Origin of the sequence: Streptomyces monashensis (assembly GCF_001866665.1) — a bacterium.
GTDB lineage: Bacteria > Actinomycetota > Actinomycetes > Streptomycetales > Streptomycetaceae > Streptomyces > Streptomyces monashensis.
Map to the genome: position 1 here is coordinate 209,644 of NZ_MLYO01000016.1, position 14,654 is coordinate 224,297.

General features: G+C 72.9%; 15 protein-coding genes. 4 read left to right on the plus strand and 11 right to left on the minus strand.

Features of this window, described 5'->3' with window-relative positions; all coding sequences use genetic code 11:
- Positions 1 to 60 precede the first annotated feature (60 nt).
- The 9 genes from cysC to BIV23_RS09635 form a co-directional block, all read right to left on the minus strand.
- Positions 61 to 636 (minus strand): adenylyl-sulfate kinase, encoded by a 576-nt coding sequence (gene cysC, locus BIV23_RS09600; protein ID WP_079173047.1) that lies wholly within the window; start codon positions 634 to 636, stop codon positions 61 to 63.
- Positions 633 to 1,352, minus strand: coding sequence for a phosphoadenylyl-sulfate reductase (locus BIV23_RS09605; RefSeq protein ID WP_071380351.1), 720 nt, complete (start codon positions 1,350 to 1,352; stop codon positions 633 to 635). Before BIV23_RS09605 ends, cysC begins: the two co-directional genes overlap by 4 nt.
- On the minus strand, positions 1,349 to 1,567 hold the full coding sequence (locus BIV23_RS09610) for a hypothetical protein (RefSeq protein WP_071380352.1): 219 nt from the start codon (positions 1,565 to 1,567) through the stop codon (positions 1,349 to 1,351). Before BIV23_RS09610 ends, BIV23_RS09605 begins: the two co-directional genes overlap by 4 nt.
- Positions 1,564 to 3,264 (minus strand): nitrite/sulfite reductase, encoded by a 1,701-nt coding sequence (locus BIV23_RS09615; protein ID WP_071380353.1) that lies wholly within the window; start codon positions 3,262 to 3,264, stop codon positions 1,564 to 1,566. The genes BIV23_RS09610 and BIV23_RS09615 overlap by 4 nt, the downstream gene beginning before the upstream one ends.
- A 127-nt stretch (positions 3,265 to 3,391) precedes the next feature.
- Entirely contained in the window at positions 3,392 to 3,475 is an 84-nt protein-coding gene (locus tag BIV23_RS53545) for a putative leader peptide (RefSeq protein ID WP_309486338.1), read from the minus strand.
- Positions 3,476 to 3,640: 165 nt separating this feature from the next.
- Positions 3,641 to 4,216: a GNAT family N-acetyltransferase gene (locus BIV23_RS09620; protein ID WP_071380354.1), complete on the minus strand. Its 576-nt coding sequence runs from the start codon at positions 4,214 to 4,216 to the stop codon at positions 3,641 to 3,643.
- 95 nt (positions 4,217 to 4,311) lie between these two features.
- Complete coding sequence (locus tag BIV23_RS09625; protein ID WP_071380355.1) at positions 4,312 to 5,634, minus strand: hypothetical protein; 1,323 nt, start codon at positions 5,632 to 5,634, stop codon at positions 4,312 to 4,314.
- A gap of 186 nt (positions 5,635 to 5,820) precedes the next feature.
- Positions 5,821 to 7,107 (minus strand): GAF domain-containing protein, encoded by a 1,287-nt coding sequence (locus BIV23_RS09630; RefSeq protein WP_177239812.1) that lies wholly within the window; start codon positions 7,105 to 7,107, stop codon positions 5,821 to 5,823.
- 325 nt (positions 7,108 to 7,432) lie between these two features.
- Positions 7,433 to 9,070 carry an acyl-CoA dehydrogenase family protein gene (locus BIV23_RS09635; protein ID WP_071380357.1) on the minus strand — a complete coding sequence of 546 codons (1,638 nt, stop codon included), beginning with the start codon at positions 9,068 to 9,070 and terminating at the stop codon, positions 7,433 to 7,435.
- A gap of 154 nt (positions 9,071 to 9,224) precedes the next feature.
- Here BIV23_RS09635 and BIV23_RS09640 point away from each other — a divergent pair, with 154 nt between their 5' ends.
- The gene (locus BIV23_RS09640) at positions 9,225 to 10,454 is read left to right on the plus strand and encodes a YihY/virulence factor BrkB family protein (RefSeq protein WP_245790468.1); all 1,230 of its coding nucleotides are present in this window, start codon (positions 9,225 to 9,227) and stop codon (positions 10,452 to 10,454) included.
- A 77-nt stretch (positions 10,455 to 10,531) separates the two neighbouring features.
- Here the strand turns inward: BIV23_RS09640 and BIV23_RS09645 are convergent, their stop codons facing one another.
- Positions 10,532 to 11,386 carry a Rossmann-fold NAD(P)-binding domain-containing protein gene (locus BIV23_RS09645; RefSeq protein ID WP_071380358.1) on the minus strand — a complete coding sequence of 285 codons (855 nt, stop codon included), beginning with the start codon at positions 11,384 to 11,386 and terminating at the stop codon, positions 10,532 to 10,534.
- Positions 11,387 to 11,467: 81 nt separating this feature from the next.
- On the opposite strand from BIV23_RS09645, the gene BIV23_RS09650 reads away from it, so the two are divergent.
- From BIV23_RS09650 to BIV23_RS09660, 3 genes are all read left to right on the plus strand, one after another.
- Positions 11,468 to 12,445: an AraC family transcriptional regulator gene (locus tag BIV23_RS09650; protein ID WP_071380359.1), complete on the plus strand. Its 978-nt coding sequence runs from the start codon at positions 11,468 to 11,470 to the stop codon at positions 12,443 to 12,445.
- Between the two features lie 239 nt (positions 12,446 to 12,684).
- Positions 12,685 to 13,485: a VC0807 family protein gene (locus tag BIV23_RS09655; protein ID WP_245790470.1), complete on the plus strand. Its 801-nt coding sequence runs from the start codon at positions 12,685 to 12,687 to the stop codon at positions 13,483 to 13,485.
- Between the two features lie 96 nt (positions 13,486 to 13,581).
- Positions 13,582 to 14,268, plus strand: coding sequence for a helix-turn-helix transcriptional regulator (locus BIV23_RS09660; protein ID WP_071380360.1), 687 nt, complete (start codon positions 13,582 to 13,584; stop codon positions 14,266 to 14,268).
- On the opposite strand, the gene BIV23_RS09665 is transcribed toward BIV23_RS09660, so the two are convergent.
- A complete protein-coding gene (locus BIV23_RS09665) occupies positions 14,251 to 14,652 on the minus strand; it encodes a VOC family protein (protein WP_071380361.1) in 402 nt (133 codons plus the stop codon). The two genes, BIV23_RS09660 and BIV23_RS09665, sit on opposite strands and share 18 nt — an antisense overlap.
- Positions 14,653 to 14,654: the final 2 nt, after the last annotated feature.

The following is a 14,654-nucleotide window of genomic DNA, read 5'->3' on the forward strand; positions in this document are numbered from 1 at the left end:
CGCGGCGCAGAGGTGCGGCCATCGTCGTCGGCTGCGGCTGAGTGGCCGCGCGCGCGTCGCTCACAGCAGTCCCCTCTCGCTCAGCAGGGCGTACACGCAAGCCGCGGACTCCTGCACGGTCTGGTTCTGCGACTCGATCCGCAGATCCGGGGTCTCGGGCTCCTCGTACGGGTCGTCGACCCCGGTGAGCCCGGTCAGCTCGCCCGCGGCCTGCTTGGCGTACAGCCCCTTCACATCGCGGACGCTGCACACGTCGACCGGGGTCGCCACATGGATCTCCAGGTACGACGTCCCGTTCTCCGCGTGCCGCTTGCGCACCGCCTCCCGGCTGTCCGCGTACGGCGCGATCACCGGCACCAGCGCCGTGACGCCGTTGCGGGCGAGCAGTTCGGCGAGGAAGCCGATGCGCTGCACGTTGGTATGCCGGTCCTCGCGGCTGAAGCCGAGGCCGGCCGAGATGAACTCGCGGATCTCGTCACCGTCGAGCACCTCGACGCGGTGGCCCTCGCCGCGCAGCCGGCCGGCCAGCTCGTACGCGATGGTGGTCTTGCCGGCGCTCGGCAGACCCGTGAGCCAGACGGTGGCTCCGGTCGTCACGTGGTTCTCCTGGGTCGAGTCGTTCGAGTCGTTCGTCATCCGTGCAGTCCGCACTCGGTCTTGGCGCGGCCCGCCCAGCGGCCGGCGCGCGCGTCCTCGCCCGCGAGGACCCGGCGGGTGCAGGGGGCGCAGCCGATGGAGGCGTAGCCGTCCATCAGCAACGGGTTGGTGAGGACGCCGTGTTCGGCGACGTAGGCGTCCACGTCCTCCTGCGTCCAGCGGGCGATCGGGGAGATCTTGACCTTCTGCCGCTTCTCGTCCCAGCCGACCACCGGGGTGTTCGCCCGGGTCGGGGACTCGTCGCGGCGCAGGCCGGTCGCCCAGGCCCGGTAGCCCTTCAGGCCCTCTTCCAGCGGCTGCACCTTGCGGAGCTTGCAGCACAGGTCGGGGTCGCGGTCGTGCAGCTTCGCTCCGTACTCGGCGTCCTGCTCGGCCACCGTCTGCCTCGGGGTGAGCGTGATGACGTTGACGTCCATCACGGCCTCGACGGCGTCACGGGTGCCGATGGTCTCCTCGAAGTGGTAGCCGGTGTCGAGGAAGACGACATCCACGACGGCATCGCCCTTGCGCGCGCGGGAGGCGAGGTGGGCGACCACCGCGTCCTCCATGGACGAGGTGACGCAGAAGCCGGATCCGAAGGTGTCCACGGCCCACTGGAGGATCTCCAGTGCGGAGGCGTCCTCCAGGTCCCGGCCCGCCTGCTCGGCGAGCGCCTTCAACTCGTCGTTCGTACGCCGTTCCTGAGCCGTCGTCATATCCGGTCGTCCCCTCCGTTGTCGGCTCGCCGCAGCCCCCGGGCCAGCAGCCCGAGGAACTTCAGCTGGAATGCGCGGTTGCACGCCCCGCATTCCCAGGCGCCTCCCCCACGCTCGACTCCGCTCGCGCGGGGGGACCCCCATCCCTCCTCGTGCGGGCGCAGGTCCTCGTCACCGCAGTAGGGGCAGTAGAAAGGCGCGGCGCGCTCGCTCATGACAGGGCCTCCTCGGAGGCGCGGGCGGCCCAGGCGGCGAACCGCTCGCCGTCCGCACGCTCGGCCTGGAAGCGCTTCAGCACCCGCTCGATGTAGTCGGGCAGTTCCTCCGCGGTGACCTTCAGGCCGCGCACCTTGCGGCCGAAGCCCGCCTCCAGACCGAGGGCGCCGCCGAGGTGCACCTGGTAGCCCTCGACCTGCTCGCCCCGGTCGTTCAGGACCAGCTGGCCCTTGAGACCGATGTCCGCGACCTGGATCCGGGCGCAGGCGTTCGGGCAGCCGTTGAGGTTGATGGTGAGCGGCTCGTCGAAGTCCGGCAGACGGCGCTCCAGTTCGTCGATCAGCGTCGAGCCGCGCTGCTTGGTCTCGACGATCGCGAGCTTGCAGAACTCGATGCCGGTGCAGGCCATGGTGCCGCGCCGGAAGGAGGACGGCCGGGCGGTGAGGTCCAGCGCGTCCAGCCCCTCGACCAGCGACTCGACCTTGTCCTCCTCGACATCGAGGACGATCATCTTCTGCTCGACCGTGGTGCGGACCCGCCCGGAGCCGTGCGCCTCGGCGAGGTCGGCGATCTTCGTCAGCGTGGCGCCGTCGACCCGGCCGACCCGCGGGGCGAAACCGACGTAGAACCGGCCGTCCTTCTGCCGGTGCACGCCGACGTGGTCGCGCCACTGCTGGGCCGGCTGCTCGGGAGCGGGCCCGTCGATCAGCTTGCGCCCGCCCAGGTACTCGTCCTCCAGCACCTGACGGAACTTCTCCGCGCCCCAGTCCGCGACGAGGAACTTCAGCCGCGCGCGGTTGCGCAGCCGGCGGTAGCCGTAGTCACGGAAGATCGAGACGACGCCCTCGTGGACGTCCGCGACCTCCTCCAGCGGCACCCAGGCGCCGAGCCGCACGCCCAGCTTGGGGTTGGTGGACAGGCCGCCGCCGACCCACACGTCGAAGCCGGGGCCGTGCTCGGGGTGCCGTACGCCGACGAAGGCGACGTCGTTGATCTCGTGCACGACGTCCATCAGCGGCGAGCCCGAGATGGCCGTCTTGAACTTGCGGGGGAGGTTCGAGTAGGCCGGGTTGTTCAGCACCCGGCGCTTCATCTCCTCCAGCGCCGGGGTGGCGTCGATGATCTCGTCCTCGGCGATGCCCGCCACCGGGGAGCCGATCATCACGCGCGGCGTGTCGCCGCAGGCCGTCACGGTGGACAGGCCCACGGCCTCGAGCCGCTGCCAGATCTCGGGCACGTCCTCGATCTGGATCCAGTGGTACTGGACGTTCTGCCGGTCGGTGATGTCGGCGGTGCCGCGCGCGAACTCCTGCGAGATCTCGCCGATCACGCGCAGCTGCCGCGTGGTGAGGGCGCCGCCGTCGATGCGCACCCGCATCATGAAGTAGCTGTCGTCCAGCTCCTCCGGCTCCAGCACCGCGGTCTTGCCGCCGTCGATCCCGGGCTTGCGCTGGGTGTAGAGACCCCACCAGCGCATCCGACCGCGCAGGTCGCTGGGGTCGATCGAGTCGAAACCACGCTTGGAGTAGATCGTCTCAATGCGTGTCCGCACATTGAGACCGTCGTCATCCTTCTTCACCTGCTCGTTGCCGTTGAGCGGGGTGAAGTGCCCCGCGGCCCACTGACCCTCACCGCGGTGACGGCTCACCTTGCGGCGGGGCGCGGAGGCGGCGGGGTTCTGTGGGGTGGCGGCCATCGTTCTACGTCCTTCGGGACAGGCGGGAAGGGGGCTCTGACCTGCGCGTGGGCGCGCGTGCGGGCATGCTCGCGCAGCGTCGCGCGGCAGAGATCAGGTGCGGGGAGGGGCGGCGGTGCTGGCGGGCTCAGCTCGCCGGACAGATGGCGCTGGACATGCGGCCGAGGTCGACGTGCCGCCGACTCACCAAGGCAATTCCAGTTCCAGACATGACGGAAGCGTGTCACGGCGATCTGGACACAGTCCAGCTTTATCCATCATGCGGACATCCTTGTCCCGAAATGTGGAACAAGGGTGTCGTCGCTCACATGTGTCGTCGAAGGCTTGTCCCGGCAGGTCGCGCCGGGTATGCGGGGGTACGGGGTGCCGGCCGGGTTCAGACGGGGTACGCCCCCGGCCACGGACCGGGCGCCGCCACCTCCGGCTCCGGCTCGACCTTCGTGTCGAACAGAGTGAAGCCCCGCCGCTGGTAGTTGGCCATGGCGAACGCGCCGTCCTTGCTGCACGTGTGCAGCCACACCCGCTTCGTCGGCGCCCGCCCCGGCCACCGCTCGGCCAGGTCCCAGGCGCGAGCCGTGCCGTACGACAGCAGATGACCGCCGATGCGCCGGCCGCGGAAGGCGGGGATCAGCCCGAAGTAGACGATCTCCACCACGCCCTCGTCCTGCGCCTCCAGCTCCACGTAACCGGCGGGCGTACCGCGGTCGTAGGCCACCCAGGTCTCCACGCCGGGCCGCGTCAGGTACTCCTGCCACGCGGCGTACGGCCAGCTCAGCCGGTCGGTCCAGCGGATGTCGCCGCCGACCGAGGCGTACAGGAAGCGGCTGAACTCGGGGGAGGGGACCTCGGCGCGGACGATCCGGACGTCGTCGCCCTCCGGCGCGGCGGCGGGCAGGAGATCGGCCGGGGACGTCTGCTCCAGGGACCAGGTGGTGACGGGGACGCTGCTCATGCGGGCCAGGGAATCATCCCGCTGCGGATCTGTCGATCGACCTGGTCACGCCGTATGCGGCCCGCGTGCGGTCCGAGGGGAGGGGGCTTGTCCGGTCAGCGGTCCAGTTCGGCCAGCGGCAGGGCGAAGAGCATCCGGTCCGACAGCGACCAGACCTCGCCGGTCTCCTGCCAGTACGACAACGAGCCCGCGTCCTCGGCCCAGCAGCGGTGCGAGGCGTCCGACCCGCACTGGGCCGCCTTCGCGCCCGTGAGGTCCTGGCGCCACAGTCCGCCATGTCCGTCCCGTGCACCGGGCAGGCGTCCCACATACCAGGACGGATGGGCTGCTCCCGGCTCCCGGTACGACAGCACGCCTCGGATCCCGGCCGCCCGGGTCCGGTACTCCTCCACCGCGTTCACCCGGCCTGCGGAGTCCGTGGCGAGCAGCCCGCCGCGCCCGGGGTCCGTGCTGTAGGCGTACCGCCACAGCCGGGCCGGACGGTCGCCGCCGGGCGCCGTCCACTCCGCGGCGACCAGGCTGTCGGGCGCCGAGCTCCGGTCCAGGGCGAGCGCGCCGGCACAGGGCGGCCCGTCGGCGGCGCAGCGGCCGGCGGTGAAGCGGTAGGAGCCGATCGCGGGCATCACGTACTGGTAGCCGTCCGCGGACCAGCCGCCGGGCACCCGGCCGATCGCGGGCCCGTCGACATCGGTGCGCTGGATGCGGTCGAGGTCGTAGACGTAGAGCGCGTCGGCGCCGCCGCTCCTGGCGGTGACCAGCAGCTTGTCCTGGTACCAGACCATGCCGGAGATCCCGGAGACCAGGCCCCGGTAGTTCCGGCCGCCGTCGACCGGTACCACCAGCAGCACCCAGCTGTAGGAGAGGCGGGCGGGGTCGTCGGCGTTCACGAAGGCGACCCGGGCGAGGCCCCGCTCGGCGGCGGGGCCGGCGGTGGTGCTGTGGGTCCAGCCGGCGAGGACCACCCGGTGCGCGCCCCAGACGCCGTCGTCGTCGGCGTCCCCGGAGGTCGTCACCGACGCCGGCCGCCAGGCGGTCGTGGCATCCGCCGGGTCCCAGCAGTAGGCGCGGGCGACGTCCGGGGCGACGGGAAGGGAGGAGCGGTCGGCGGAGGAGCAGCCGGCGGACTGGTTCATGGTGCGGTCGGCGCCCGCGAGGACGTCGGCCACGCCGACCGGGTTGCCCATCGCCGTGGCCAGCCGGTCCAGCGTGCGGGCGGGGACGAGCCGTTCCCGCAGCTGCAGCCGGCCGGTGTCGGCAGGGGAGGAGAGCTGCTTGAGCGCGCCGGGGCCGTCGGTGACGTCCGCCTGGGAGACGCTGATCAGGGTCGCGGCCGCGGTGAGCGCCAGCGCGGTCCCGGCCAGGACCGCGCGCAGCGCGGCGCCGCGTCTGCGCCGGCGGTGTCTGCCGCGATGCTTCATCTCGTCCCCTCTTTCAGGGCTCCTTCGCCTCCGAGGTGCCTCGGTGGCCCTGCGCGGGCCGAGGCGGGCCAACTGTGCCTGGTGGTCCGTATGTTGTCGCCTGGCACAGCCGGGAAGGCCCTGACGATGCTACGGCAGTAACGGCCCGCGCAGGGCGAAGACCCCGCAATTGCGCCCAGAACCTCGTCAGCGGGCAGCGGGCGGCATGCCTCCCGGAGCCGTCCGGCGACGCGAGATCGCCGGTGCCGTAGAAGAAAGCAGCAGGTCACGTGGGTCGTCGGGGAGCAGCACCGCCGTTTCCACGTCCTCGCGGAAACGATACGGCCGATGCTGGAGAAGTTCCCCGAGGTACCGCCGGATCCGCGACATCTCGGCACGCACCGTCACTGTGCGTGAGGGATCCCCGAACAGGTCCCCGGCGAGCGCCGCCGCACCCCGGCCGGAGCGGTGCTCGGCGAGCAGGTAGATCAACTCCGCGTGCCGAGGGCTGAGTTCACGCGACCAGGACCCGGCGGACGCGCTCACCGTCAGCGTGCTGCGCCAGGGTCTGGCGAGGTCCAGCACGAGCCGGGTCGCCGTGGCCGCCGACTCGTCCGCCGCCCGCAGCAGCCAGCCCCCGGCCAGCGGCTCCACCGCGCACGAACCCAGCGAGGGCAGCCACCGCAGGCCCGGCGAGAGCGACTTGGGCAGCGCCACCCGCCGGACGTACGGCATCCCGGACACCGCCGCCGACCAGCCGTCCCGGTCCACCACCAGCGCCCGGCCGTCCAGCCGGGCCAGCAGCGGAGCCGCCACCGACCGCAGCCGTTCCAGCGACTCCAGATGCAGCTCCCGCAGACGCGCCTCGGCCAGCTTGGCCACCGAGTCCACCCAGGCCAGCGTCGCCGGATGCATCGTCTCCAGCGGGCCGCTGACGTCCACGACACCGATCAGCCGGCCGTCCCGGGGGTCGGTGATCGGCGCACCCGTACACGTCCAGGAGGCGTGGGAGCGTACGAAGTGCTCGGCGGCGAAGACCTGTACGGGCCGGCGCACCACCGCCGGGGTGCCCACGCCGTTGGTGCCGACGACGTCTTCCCGCCAGTCCGCGCCGAGTTCAAAACCGAGGCCGTCCGCCTTGCGCAGCACCGGCGGGGCGCCCTCCCGCCACAGCACCCGTCCCTCCGCGTCCGCGACGACCATGATGTGCTGGGCGACGTCCGCGACCGAAAGCAGACCCTCGCGCAGCACCGGCAGTACGTGCCGCAGCGGCGACTCCTCGCGCCGGCGCCGCACCTCGTCCGACGGCAGCAGCCCCGAGCGGAAGTCGTGGTCGGGGTCCACGCCGCTGCGCAGCATGCGACCCCAGGACTGCTCGATCACCGGCCGCGGCGCGATCCGCGCACGGTGACCGGCGAGCGTGGCCTCGCGCACCTCGCTGAGCACGCGCGCCGCCTGCGCCGCGTCCACGGCGGCCAGGCGCGCCACGTTCATCGGCGGGTTCACCACTGAGGTCCTCCCGGGAAAAGGGCCCGACAGGGCCCGGAAACGTCGTCGAACATCCGTGTAAAGCCGTACCGACGGCGATTTCCGGCCCGGCTGTGCTCCCCATACTGCCGCGAGGCGTATGGCGGAGGCACATACTCCGCACACGTGGGCCGACAAGTTGCAACCCCTTGCAACCCTGGTGAACCCGTCGAAGGTGGCCGAGACTTGACCCCCGGGGTGGTGCCGTGTCGGCGCAGCACCACCCCGTCCCTCCGGAGGCCTGGCCGAAAGCGCCTACCGGAGCGCCGGGTTCGGTGGACCAGGCGGCGTTTCACAGCACAGGGCGTGCCCGTTCCACGATCGCTGTCAGATCCAGGCCCGTCGGCAGGGTGCCGAGGCTCGCTCCGTGGTCGCCGCCCAGGCGCGAGGCGCAGAAGGCGTCGGCGACCTCCGGCGGGGCGTGGCGGACCAGCAGGGAGCCCTGGAGGACCAGCGCGAGACGCTCCACCAGGCGGCGCGCGCGGGCCTCGATGCCGTCCAGGTCGGCGAGTTCGGTGAACAGGTCCTTCACCGCCCGGTCGAGCCGGTGGTCGGCGCCATGGGCGTGGCCGATCTCGGTCAGACAGGCGTCCAGCGCGCCCGGCTCGCGCCGCAGCGCCCGGAGCACGTCCAGCGCCTGGACGTTTCCCGCGCCCTCCCAGACGGAGTTCAGCGGCGACTCCCGGACCAGCCGGGGCAGCCCGGACTCCTCGACGTAGCCGTTGCCGCCCAGGCACTCCGCGGCCTCCACCGCGACGGGCGCACAGCGCTTGGTGATCCAGTACTTGGCGGCCGGCACCGCGAGCCGCAGGAAGGCGCGCTCCTGCTCACTCCCGTCGTCCTGGGCGGCCGCCAGCCGCAGCGCGAGCGTGGTCGCGGCCTCGGACTCCAGGGCGAGGTCGGCGAGGACGTTGCGCATCAGCGGCTTGTCGATCAGCGCGGCACCGAACGCCTCCCGGTGCGCGCAGTGGTGCACGGCCTGCGCCACCGCCTGCCGCATCAGTCCCGCCGAGCCGAGCGCGCAGTCCAGCCGGGTCGCGGCGACCATGTCGATGATGGTCCGCACCCCGCGCCCCTCCTCACCGACCCGGCGCGCCCAGGTCCCGGCGAACTCGACCTCGGCGGAGGCGTTGGACCGGTTGCCCAGCTTGTCCTTCAGCCGCTGGAGCAGAAACACGTTCCGGGCGCCGTCCGCGAGGACCCGGGGCACGAGGAAGCAGGTCAGCCCGCCGGGAGCCTGCGCGAGCACCAGGAAGCCGTCGGACATCGGCGCGGAGCAGAACCACTTGTGCCCGGTCAGCGTGTACGTCCCGGCCTCGGCGAGGGGCCGGGCCTCGGTGGTGTTCGCCCGTACGTCGCTACCGCCCTGCTTCTCCGTCATGGCCATGCCGAAGAGGGCGCCGGGTTTCCGTGCCGCGGGCCGCAGCTCGCGGTCGTAGACCGTCGACGTCAGCCGCGGCACCCACTCCGCCGCCAGCTCCGGGTCGGCCCGCAGCGCGGGCACGGCCGCGTGGGTCATCGACAGCGGGCAGCAGTTGCCCGCCTCGGCCTGGGTCCAGACCAGGAACCCGGCCGCCCGGCGCACATGCCCGGCGGGCCGCGTCCAGGCCGCCGTCAGCCCCGCCCCGACCCCCTTGCCGAGCAGCCGGTGCCAGGCCGGGTCGAAGTCGACCTCGTCGATCCGGTTGCCGTACCGGTCATGGGTGCGCAGCCGGGGCGGATTCTCGTTCGCCCGCGCTCCCCACTCCTGCACCTGCGCCGAGCCGGCGGCACGGCCCAGCACGGACAGCTCCTCGCGCACCTCGTCCAGCACGTCCGGACCGGTGTGGCGCTCGACGGCCGCCACGAGCGCCCGGTCGGCGGTGAACAGGTCGTATCCGGCCAGCGGGGGCGGCTGGTTCGTCACGGTGTGGGTGGAGGTGCCTGCCATGATCGCGAACCTATCCGGGACGGTGCTGGTGATGTCCTCCAGCGTGGCACAGCGGCGGGTACCGGGGGGACAGAAGGCGATCAATGGGGCCGGGGAGCGGGGCCGGCCGGGCCGGAAGGTGAGGCGGGTCCGGTGCTGCGGATACCGTTGGCTCGTGCAGCCAGCAAGTGAACCCCCCACGCGGCCCGCCGGTCGTCTCCACCGGGCCAGAGCCCTCTACCGGAACGTCTCCAAGCGCCGGACCGCCTGGCTGCTGCTCAAGGACACCGTCAACTCCTGCATGGAGTACCGCATCCTGGGCCTCGCCGCCGAGGCCGCCTTCTTCACGCTGCTGTCCGTGCCGCCCCTGCTGCTGTGCCTCATCGGGCTGCTCGCCTACGTCGACACCTGGACCGGTGCCCACAGCATCCAGAGCCTGGAGACCAACATCCTCGACGCCTCGCGGACGGTCCTGTCCGACAAGGGCGTCAAGGACATCACCGAGCCGATACTGCACGACGTGATGAAGGGCGGCCGCCCCGACATCATCTCCATCGGCTTCGTGTTCGCCCTGTGGTCCGGATCCCGCGCGGTGAACGTCTTCATCGACACCATCACCGTCATGTACGGCCTCGACGGCGTCCGGGGCATCGTCAAGACCCGGATGATGTCGTTCCTGCTGTTCATCGTGGCGCTGCTGATCGGCTCGGTGGCCCTGCCGCTGATGGTGGCCGGCCCGGACGCCGTGGTGCGGGTGGTGCCCTGGTCGGAGACGCTGGTGCAGGTCCTGTACTGGCCGGTCGTCATCCTCCTGTCCATCGCCTTCCTGACGACCCTGTACCACGTGTCCGTGCCGGTCCGCTCGCCGTGGATCGAGGACGTACCCGGCGCCCTCGTCGCCCTGGCCATGTGGGTCCTCGGCAGCTTCCTGCTGCGCATCTACCTCGTGCACACCATCGAGGGCGCCACCATCTACGGCTCCCTCGCCGCGTCGGTCGCCGTCCTCTTGTGGATCGGCGTGTCGGCCTTCGCCGTCCTCGTCGGCGCGGCCGTGAACGCGGCGATCGACCGGGTCTGGCCCGCCGCCGCCACGGCCGCCGCCCGCGAGGCGAACGAGCGGGTCCGCGAGGCCCAGGTCGCCGAGTACGTGGCCTGGGCGTCGGCGGCCCGCGAGACCGACCCCGACGACCCCGAGATGCCCTCCGAGTTCCCCGAGCGCTGGTCCCGCTTCCTCCCCCCGGAGGACGTCACGGCCCGCCTGCGCACCCACGCCAAGAACCCGCACCACCACCACGCCCACAACGGGAGCGGGGACCCGCACAAGGGTCAGGAGCAGGGCCAGGGCCATGCTCAGGGCCCGGGCCATGGGCACGGGCCGGGGAGCGCGCCGCCGCAGGGGCAGTGAGGGGCGCGCCGGAGAGCAGGCGGGCAGCAGGGAAGCAAGGGGGGCAGGAGGGCAGGCGTGCGGTGGCCCCCAGCCGCTCAGGGCTTCCACACTCCGTCCGCCGCGGCCTCCCGTACGACGTCACCGAAGTCCCGCGGCGCACGGCCCAGCACCTGCCGTACCCCGTCGGACAGGTGGGCGTTGTGGCCGTCGAGCAGGGAGGCGAACAGCTCGACCAGGAACTCCACCTCCTCGGGCGGCAGCCCGAACGCGGCCATCCGCTCGCCGTAGTCGCGGGCCGACACCGCCCGGTACACCAGTTCCCGGCCCGTCGCCGCGGCGATCTCCGCGATCGCCTCGCCGAAGCTCAGCAGCCGCGGCCCGGACACCTCCACCGTCCGTCGTACGTACCGCTCGCCGCCGGTGAGCGCCGCCACCGCCACGTCCGCGACGTCCCGCACGTCGACGAACGGCTCCCGCACCGCTCCGCCCGGGAACACCAGCTCCCCGGCCGCCCGTATCTCCTCGACGAGCGGCCCCTCGCTGAAGTTCTGGGCGAACCACGCGGCCCGTACGACCGTCCACTCGGCCCCGGACTCCGCGAGCGCCCGCTCCGTCGGCCGGGCCCGCTCCTCGCCCCGCGCGGACAGCAGCACCAGCCGCCGTACCCCCAGCCGTACCGCCTCGCGCGCGAGCCCGCCGACCGCCTCGGGGGCGTCCGGCGCGCCCACGTCCAGCGGGTGCACCAGATAGGCCGCGTCGGCGCCGCGCAGCGCGGCCTCCCAGGTCGACCGGTCCCGCCAGTCGAAGCCACGCGCGCGCGTGGCGGCACGGACCGTCAGGCCGGCCGCCCGTGCCGCCGCCGCGACCCGGCTCCCCGTACGGCCGGACGCCCCCGTCACGACGACCGTCGACACCCTCGTGCGTTCCGTGTGTTCCGTGTTCTGGGTCATGCCCCTCAGTCAACTGCCGGGCCCCGCCAGGGAACATCGCCGATCCGCTCACTGCCATAAGCGGGCGTCTACGCTGCCTTCATGGACGCACTCGCAGGCCTCCTGGACGGCCCACGCGCGCGTGGCGCCTTCATGATCCGGGCGTGCTTCGACCCGCCGTGGGCCGTCCGCGTGCAGGACGAGGCACCGCTGACGGTGATGCTCATGGCACGCGGCACCTGTTGGATCACCCCGGACGCGGACGGTGTGCCGGTGCGGCTCGGCCCCGGAGACCTGGCGATCACGCGCGGCCCGGACCCGTACACCGCCGGCGACGCGCCCGCCACCGCGCCGCAGGCGCTCATCCTGCCGGGCGGCGAGTGCCGCTACCCCGACGGCACCTCCCTGAACGGCTCCATGGACCTCGGGGTCCGCACCTGGGGCGACCGCCCCGGCGCCGCCACGGTCATGCTCATCGGCACCTACCTGATGCGCGGCGAGATTCACAGCCGTCTCCTCGACGCCCTGCCGCCTCTGCTGACCCTGCCCGCCGAGGTGTGGGACTGCCCGCTCACGCCCCTGCTCGCGCAGGAGATCGTCCGCGACGAACCGGGCCAGGAGGTCGTCCTGGACCGGCTGCTGGACCTGCTGCTCATCAGCGCGCTGCGGGTCTGGTTCTCCCGGCCGGAGGCGGCCGCGCCCGCCTGGTACCGGGCGCTGGCCGACCCGGTCGTCGGCCGCGCGCTGCGCCTGCTCCAGGACGACCCGGCGCACCCGTGGACGGTGGCCGCGCTCGCCGCCAAGGCCGGGGTGTCCCGCGCGGCCCTCGCCCGCCGCTTCAGCGACCTCGTGGGCGAACCCCCGATGGCTTACCTGACCGGCTGGCGGCTCGCCCTCGCCGCCGACCGCCTGCGCGACACCGACCTCACCCTGGACACGATCGCCCGCCAGATCGGCTACGGCAGCGCGTTCGCCCTCTCCACCGCCTTCAAGCGCGTCTACGGCGTGAGCCCCCAGGAGCACCGGGCGGGGCGGGCCGCCGCGGCAGTGGGCCTCCGAGCGGCGCCGAGGGTCTCGTGAAGCGAGAGTCCCTGAAACCGAGAGTCCCTGAAACCGAGAGTCCCTGAAACCGAGAGTCCCTGAAACCGAGAGTCCCTGAAACCGAGGGTCCCTTAAGGGGCACGGTGCTGGTGATCTCCACCCGTCTCTCCACCCCTGCTCCGATCCGCACGGCACCGCCTCGGGCCTAGCGTTTTCCGCAGGCCGGCGACGGCTTCCGGGCCGGCGGGAAAGCGGAGGAGAGGGCGGAGGTGCGGGACATGGCAAACCTGACGCGGCACGCACGACGGCCGGAAACCGGCACGGCGACGGACACGACGACGGAGCCGGGGACCGAGGCGACGACTGGGCCGAAGACGGGGACGCGGGCAGGTGGCACGGGCCATGGCCCGCTCCTCGGAACAGCCGTCGACATCGTCCTGCCGCTCGTCGTCTTCTACGCCGCCCGCGCTCTCGGTGCCGGCCAGGCTCCCGCGCTGCTGCTCAGCGGAGCGCCTCCCGCGCTGCGTCTGCTGTACGGCGCGGTCCGGCATCGCCGGATCGACGGGGTGGACCTGTTCTTCACGGTGCTCTTGAGCGCCGCCGCGATGGTCACCCTGCTCGGCGGCGGCCCCCGGGTCCTGCTGTTCAAGGACGCGGCGCTGTCCCTCGTGGTCGGCATCTGGGTGCTCGGCACCGGCGTCACCCGCAGGCCGCTCGCCTTCCAGCTGGGGCAGCGCCTGCACCGGGGGCCGACGGCCCGGGCGCGGGCCGGATTCTGGGAGGGCTCCGCCGAGTTCCGCCGGGCCCTGCGGGTGCTCACCCTGGCCTGGGGCGTCGAGCAACTGCTCGACGGCGGCCTCGGCACCCTTGCCGCCGCCACTCTGCCCACGGACACGGTGCCCCTGCTCACTCGCGTCGTGTCCCTGTCCCTGCTGGCCCTGACGGCCGTGGCCACCGCCGCCTACGCACGCCGGTTCCGCACCCGTCACGGCCTCCCGCTGCTCGGCACCCCCGGCGCCGAAGCCACCGGCATACGCACCCCGGTGGCCGCGCGCTCCGGAGCCAGACATCCGAGCTGACCGCCACCACCGCTGTCGGAGCTCGCGCCCACCACGGCGGGCCGCACCCGGTGCACGGCCCCCTTCCGGGCGCCGTGGGCGACGTAGGCTGGCCGGGTGTACGTGGAGCGGGCTTCCCGGCTGACCGGAGCCGTCGTCTGGACGCACACCCCGAGCAGATCCGGGAAGGGGGCGGTGCTCCCCGACGGCTGCATGGACCTGCTGTGGAGCGAGGGGCGGCTACTGGTCGCGGGACCCGACACCCGCCCCTACGCCCCTGAGGGCCCGGGCCGTGCCTGGGCGGGCATCCGCTTCTTTCCCGGCACCGCGCCCACTCTCCTCGGTGTACCCGCGTACGAACTGCGCGATCTGCGCGTGGAGTTGGCGGACCTCTGGCCCGCCACCCGGGTCCGCCGGCTGCGGGAGCGCGTCGAGGCGGCGCCCGACCCGGCGGCGGCGCTGGAGGAGATCGCCCTGGCCGCGGCCGCGCGGGCGGAAGCCCCCGATCCGTTGCTGCACCGGCTGGTGGAGCGACTGGAAGAGGGCCGCCCGGTGGCCGCGACGGCCGCCGAACTCGGCCTCGCCGCCCGCACACTGCACCGCAGAAGCCTGAACGCGTTCGGCTACGGGCCCAAGACCCTGGCCCGCATCCTGCGTCTGCAACGCGCGCTGGCGCTGGCCCGCTCCGGGTTGCCGTACGCCGAGACGGCGATCCGTGCGGGATACGCGGACCAGTCTCATCTCGCCCGCGAGGTGAAGGAGTTGACGGGCGCGCCGCTGGGAGAGCTACTCGGCGGCCGGTAGCGGGGCGAACAGGTCGACGCTGTTGCCGTCGGGGTCGTGCACGGTGGCGTACCGCTGCCCCCAGAAGGCGTCCCACGGCTTGAGTTCCCCGTGGTGTCCGGCGCCGACGAGGTCCGCGTACACGGCGTCGACCTCGGCGGGGGAGTCACAGCGGAAGGCGAGCCCCACCCGCCCGCCGCCCTGGGGTGGCCGCCAGCCCGAGTGGAAGGAGCGGACGGTCTCCTCGGTGTCCAGCGCGAGCACCAGCCCACCGAGCAACTCGGCCTCGACATGCGGCTGTTCCTCGGCCCCGGGTGGGAAGACGAGCCCGAGGCGGCGGTAGAAGGCGAGCGAGGCGGCCAGGTCGGAGGCCACCAGCCCGATCACAGCGAATCGCGCACTCATGA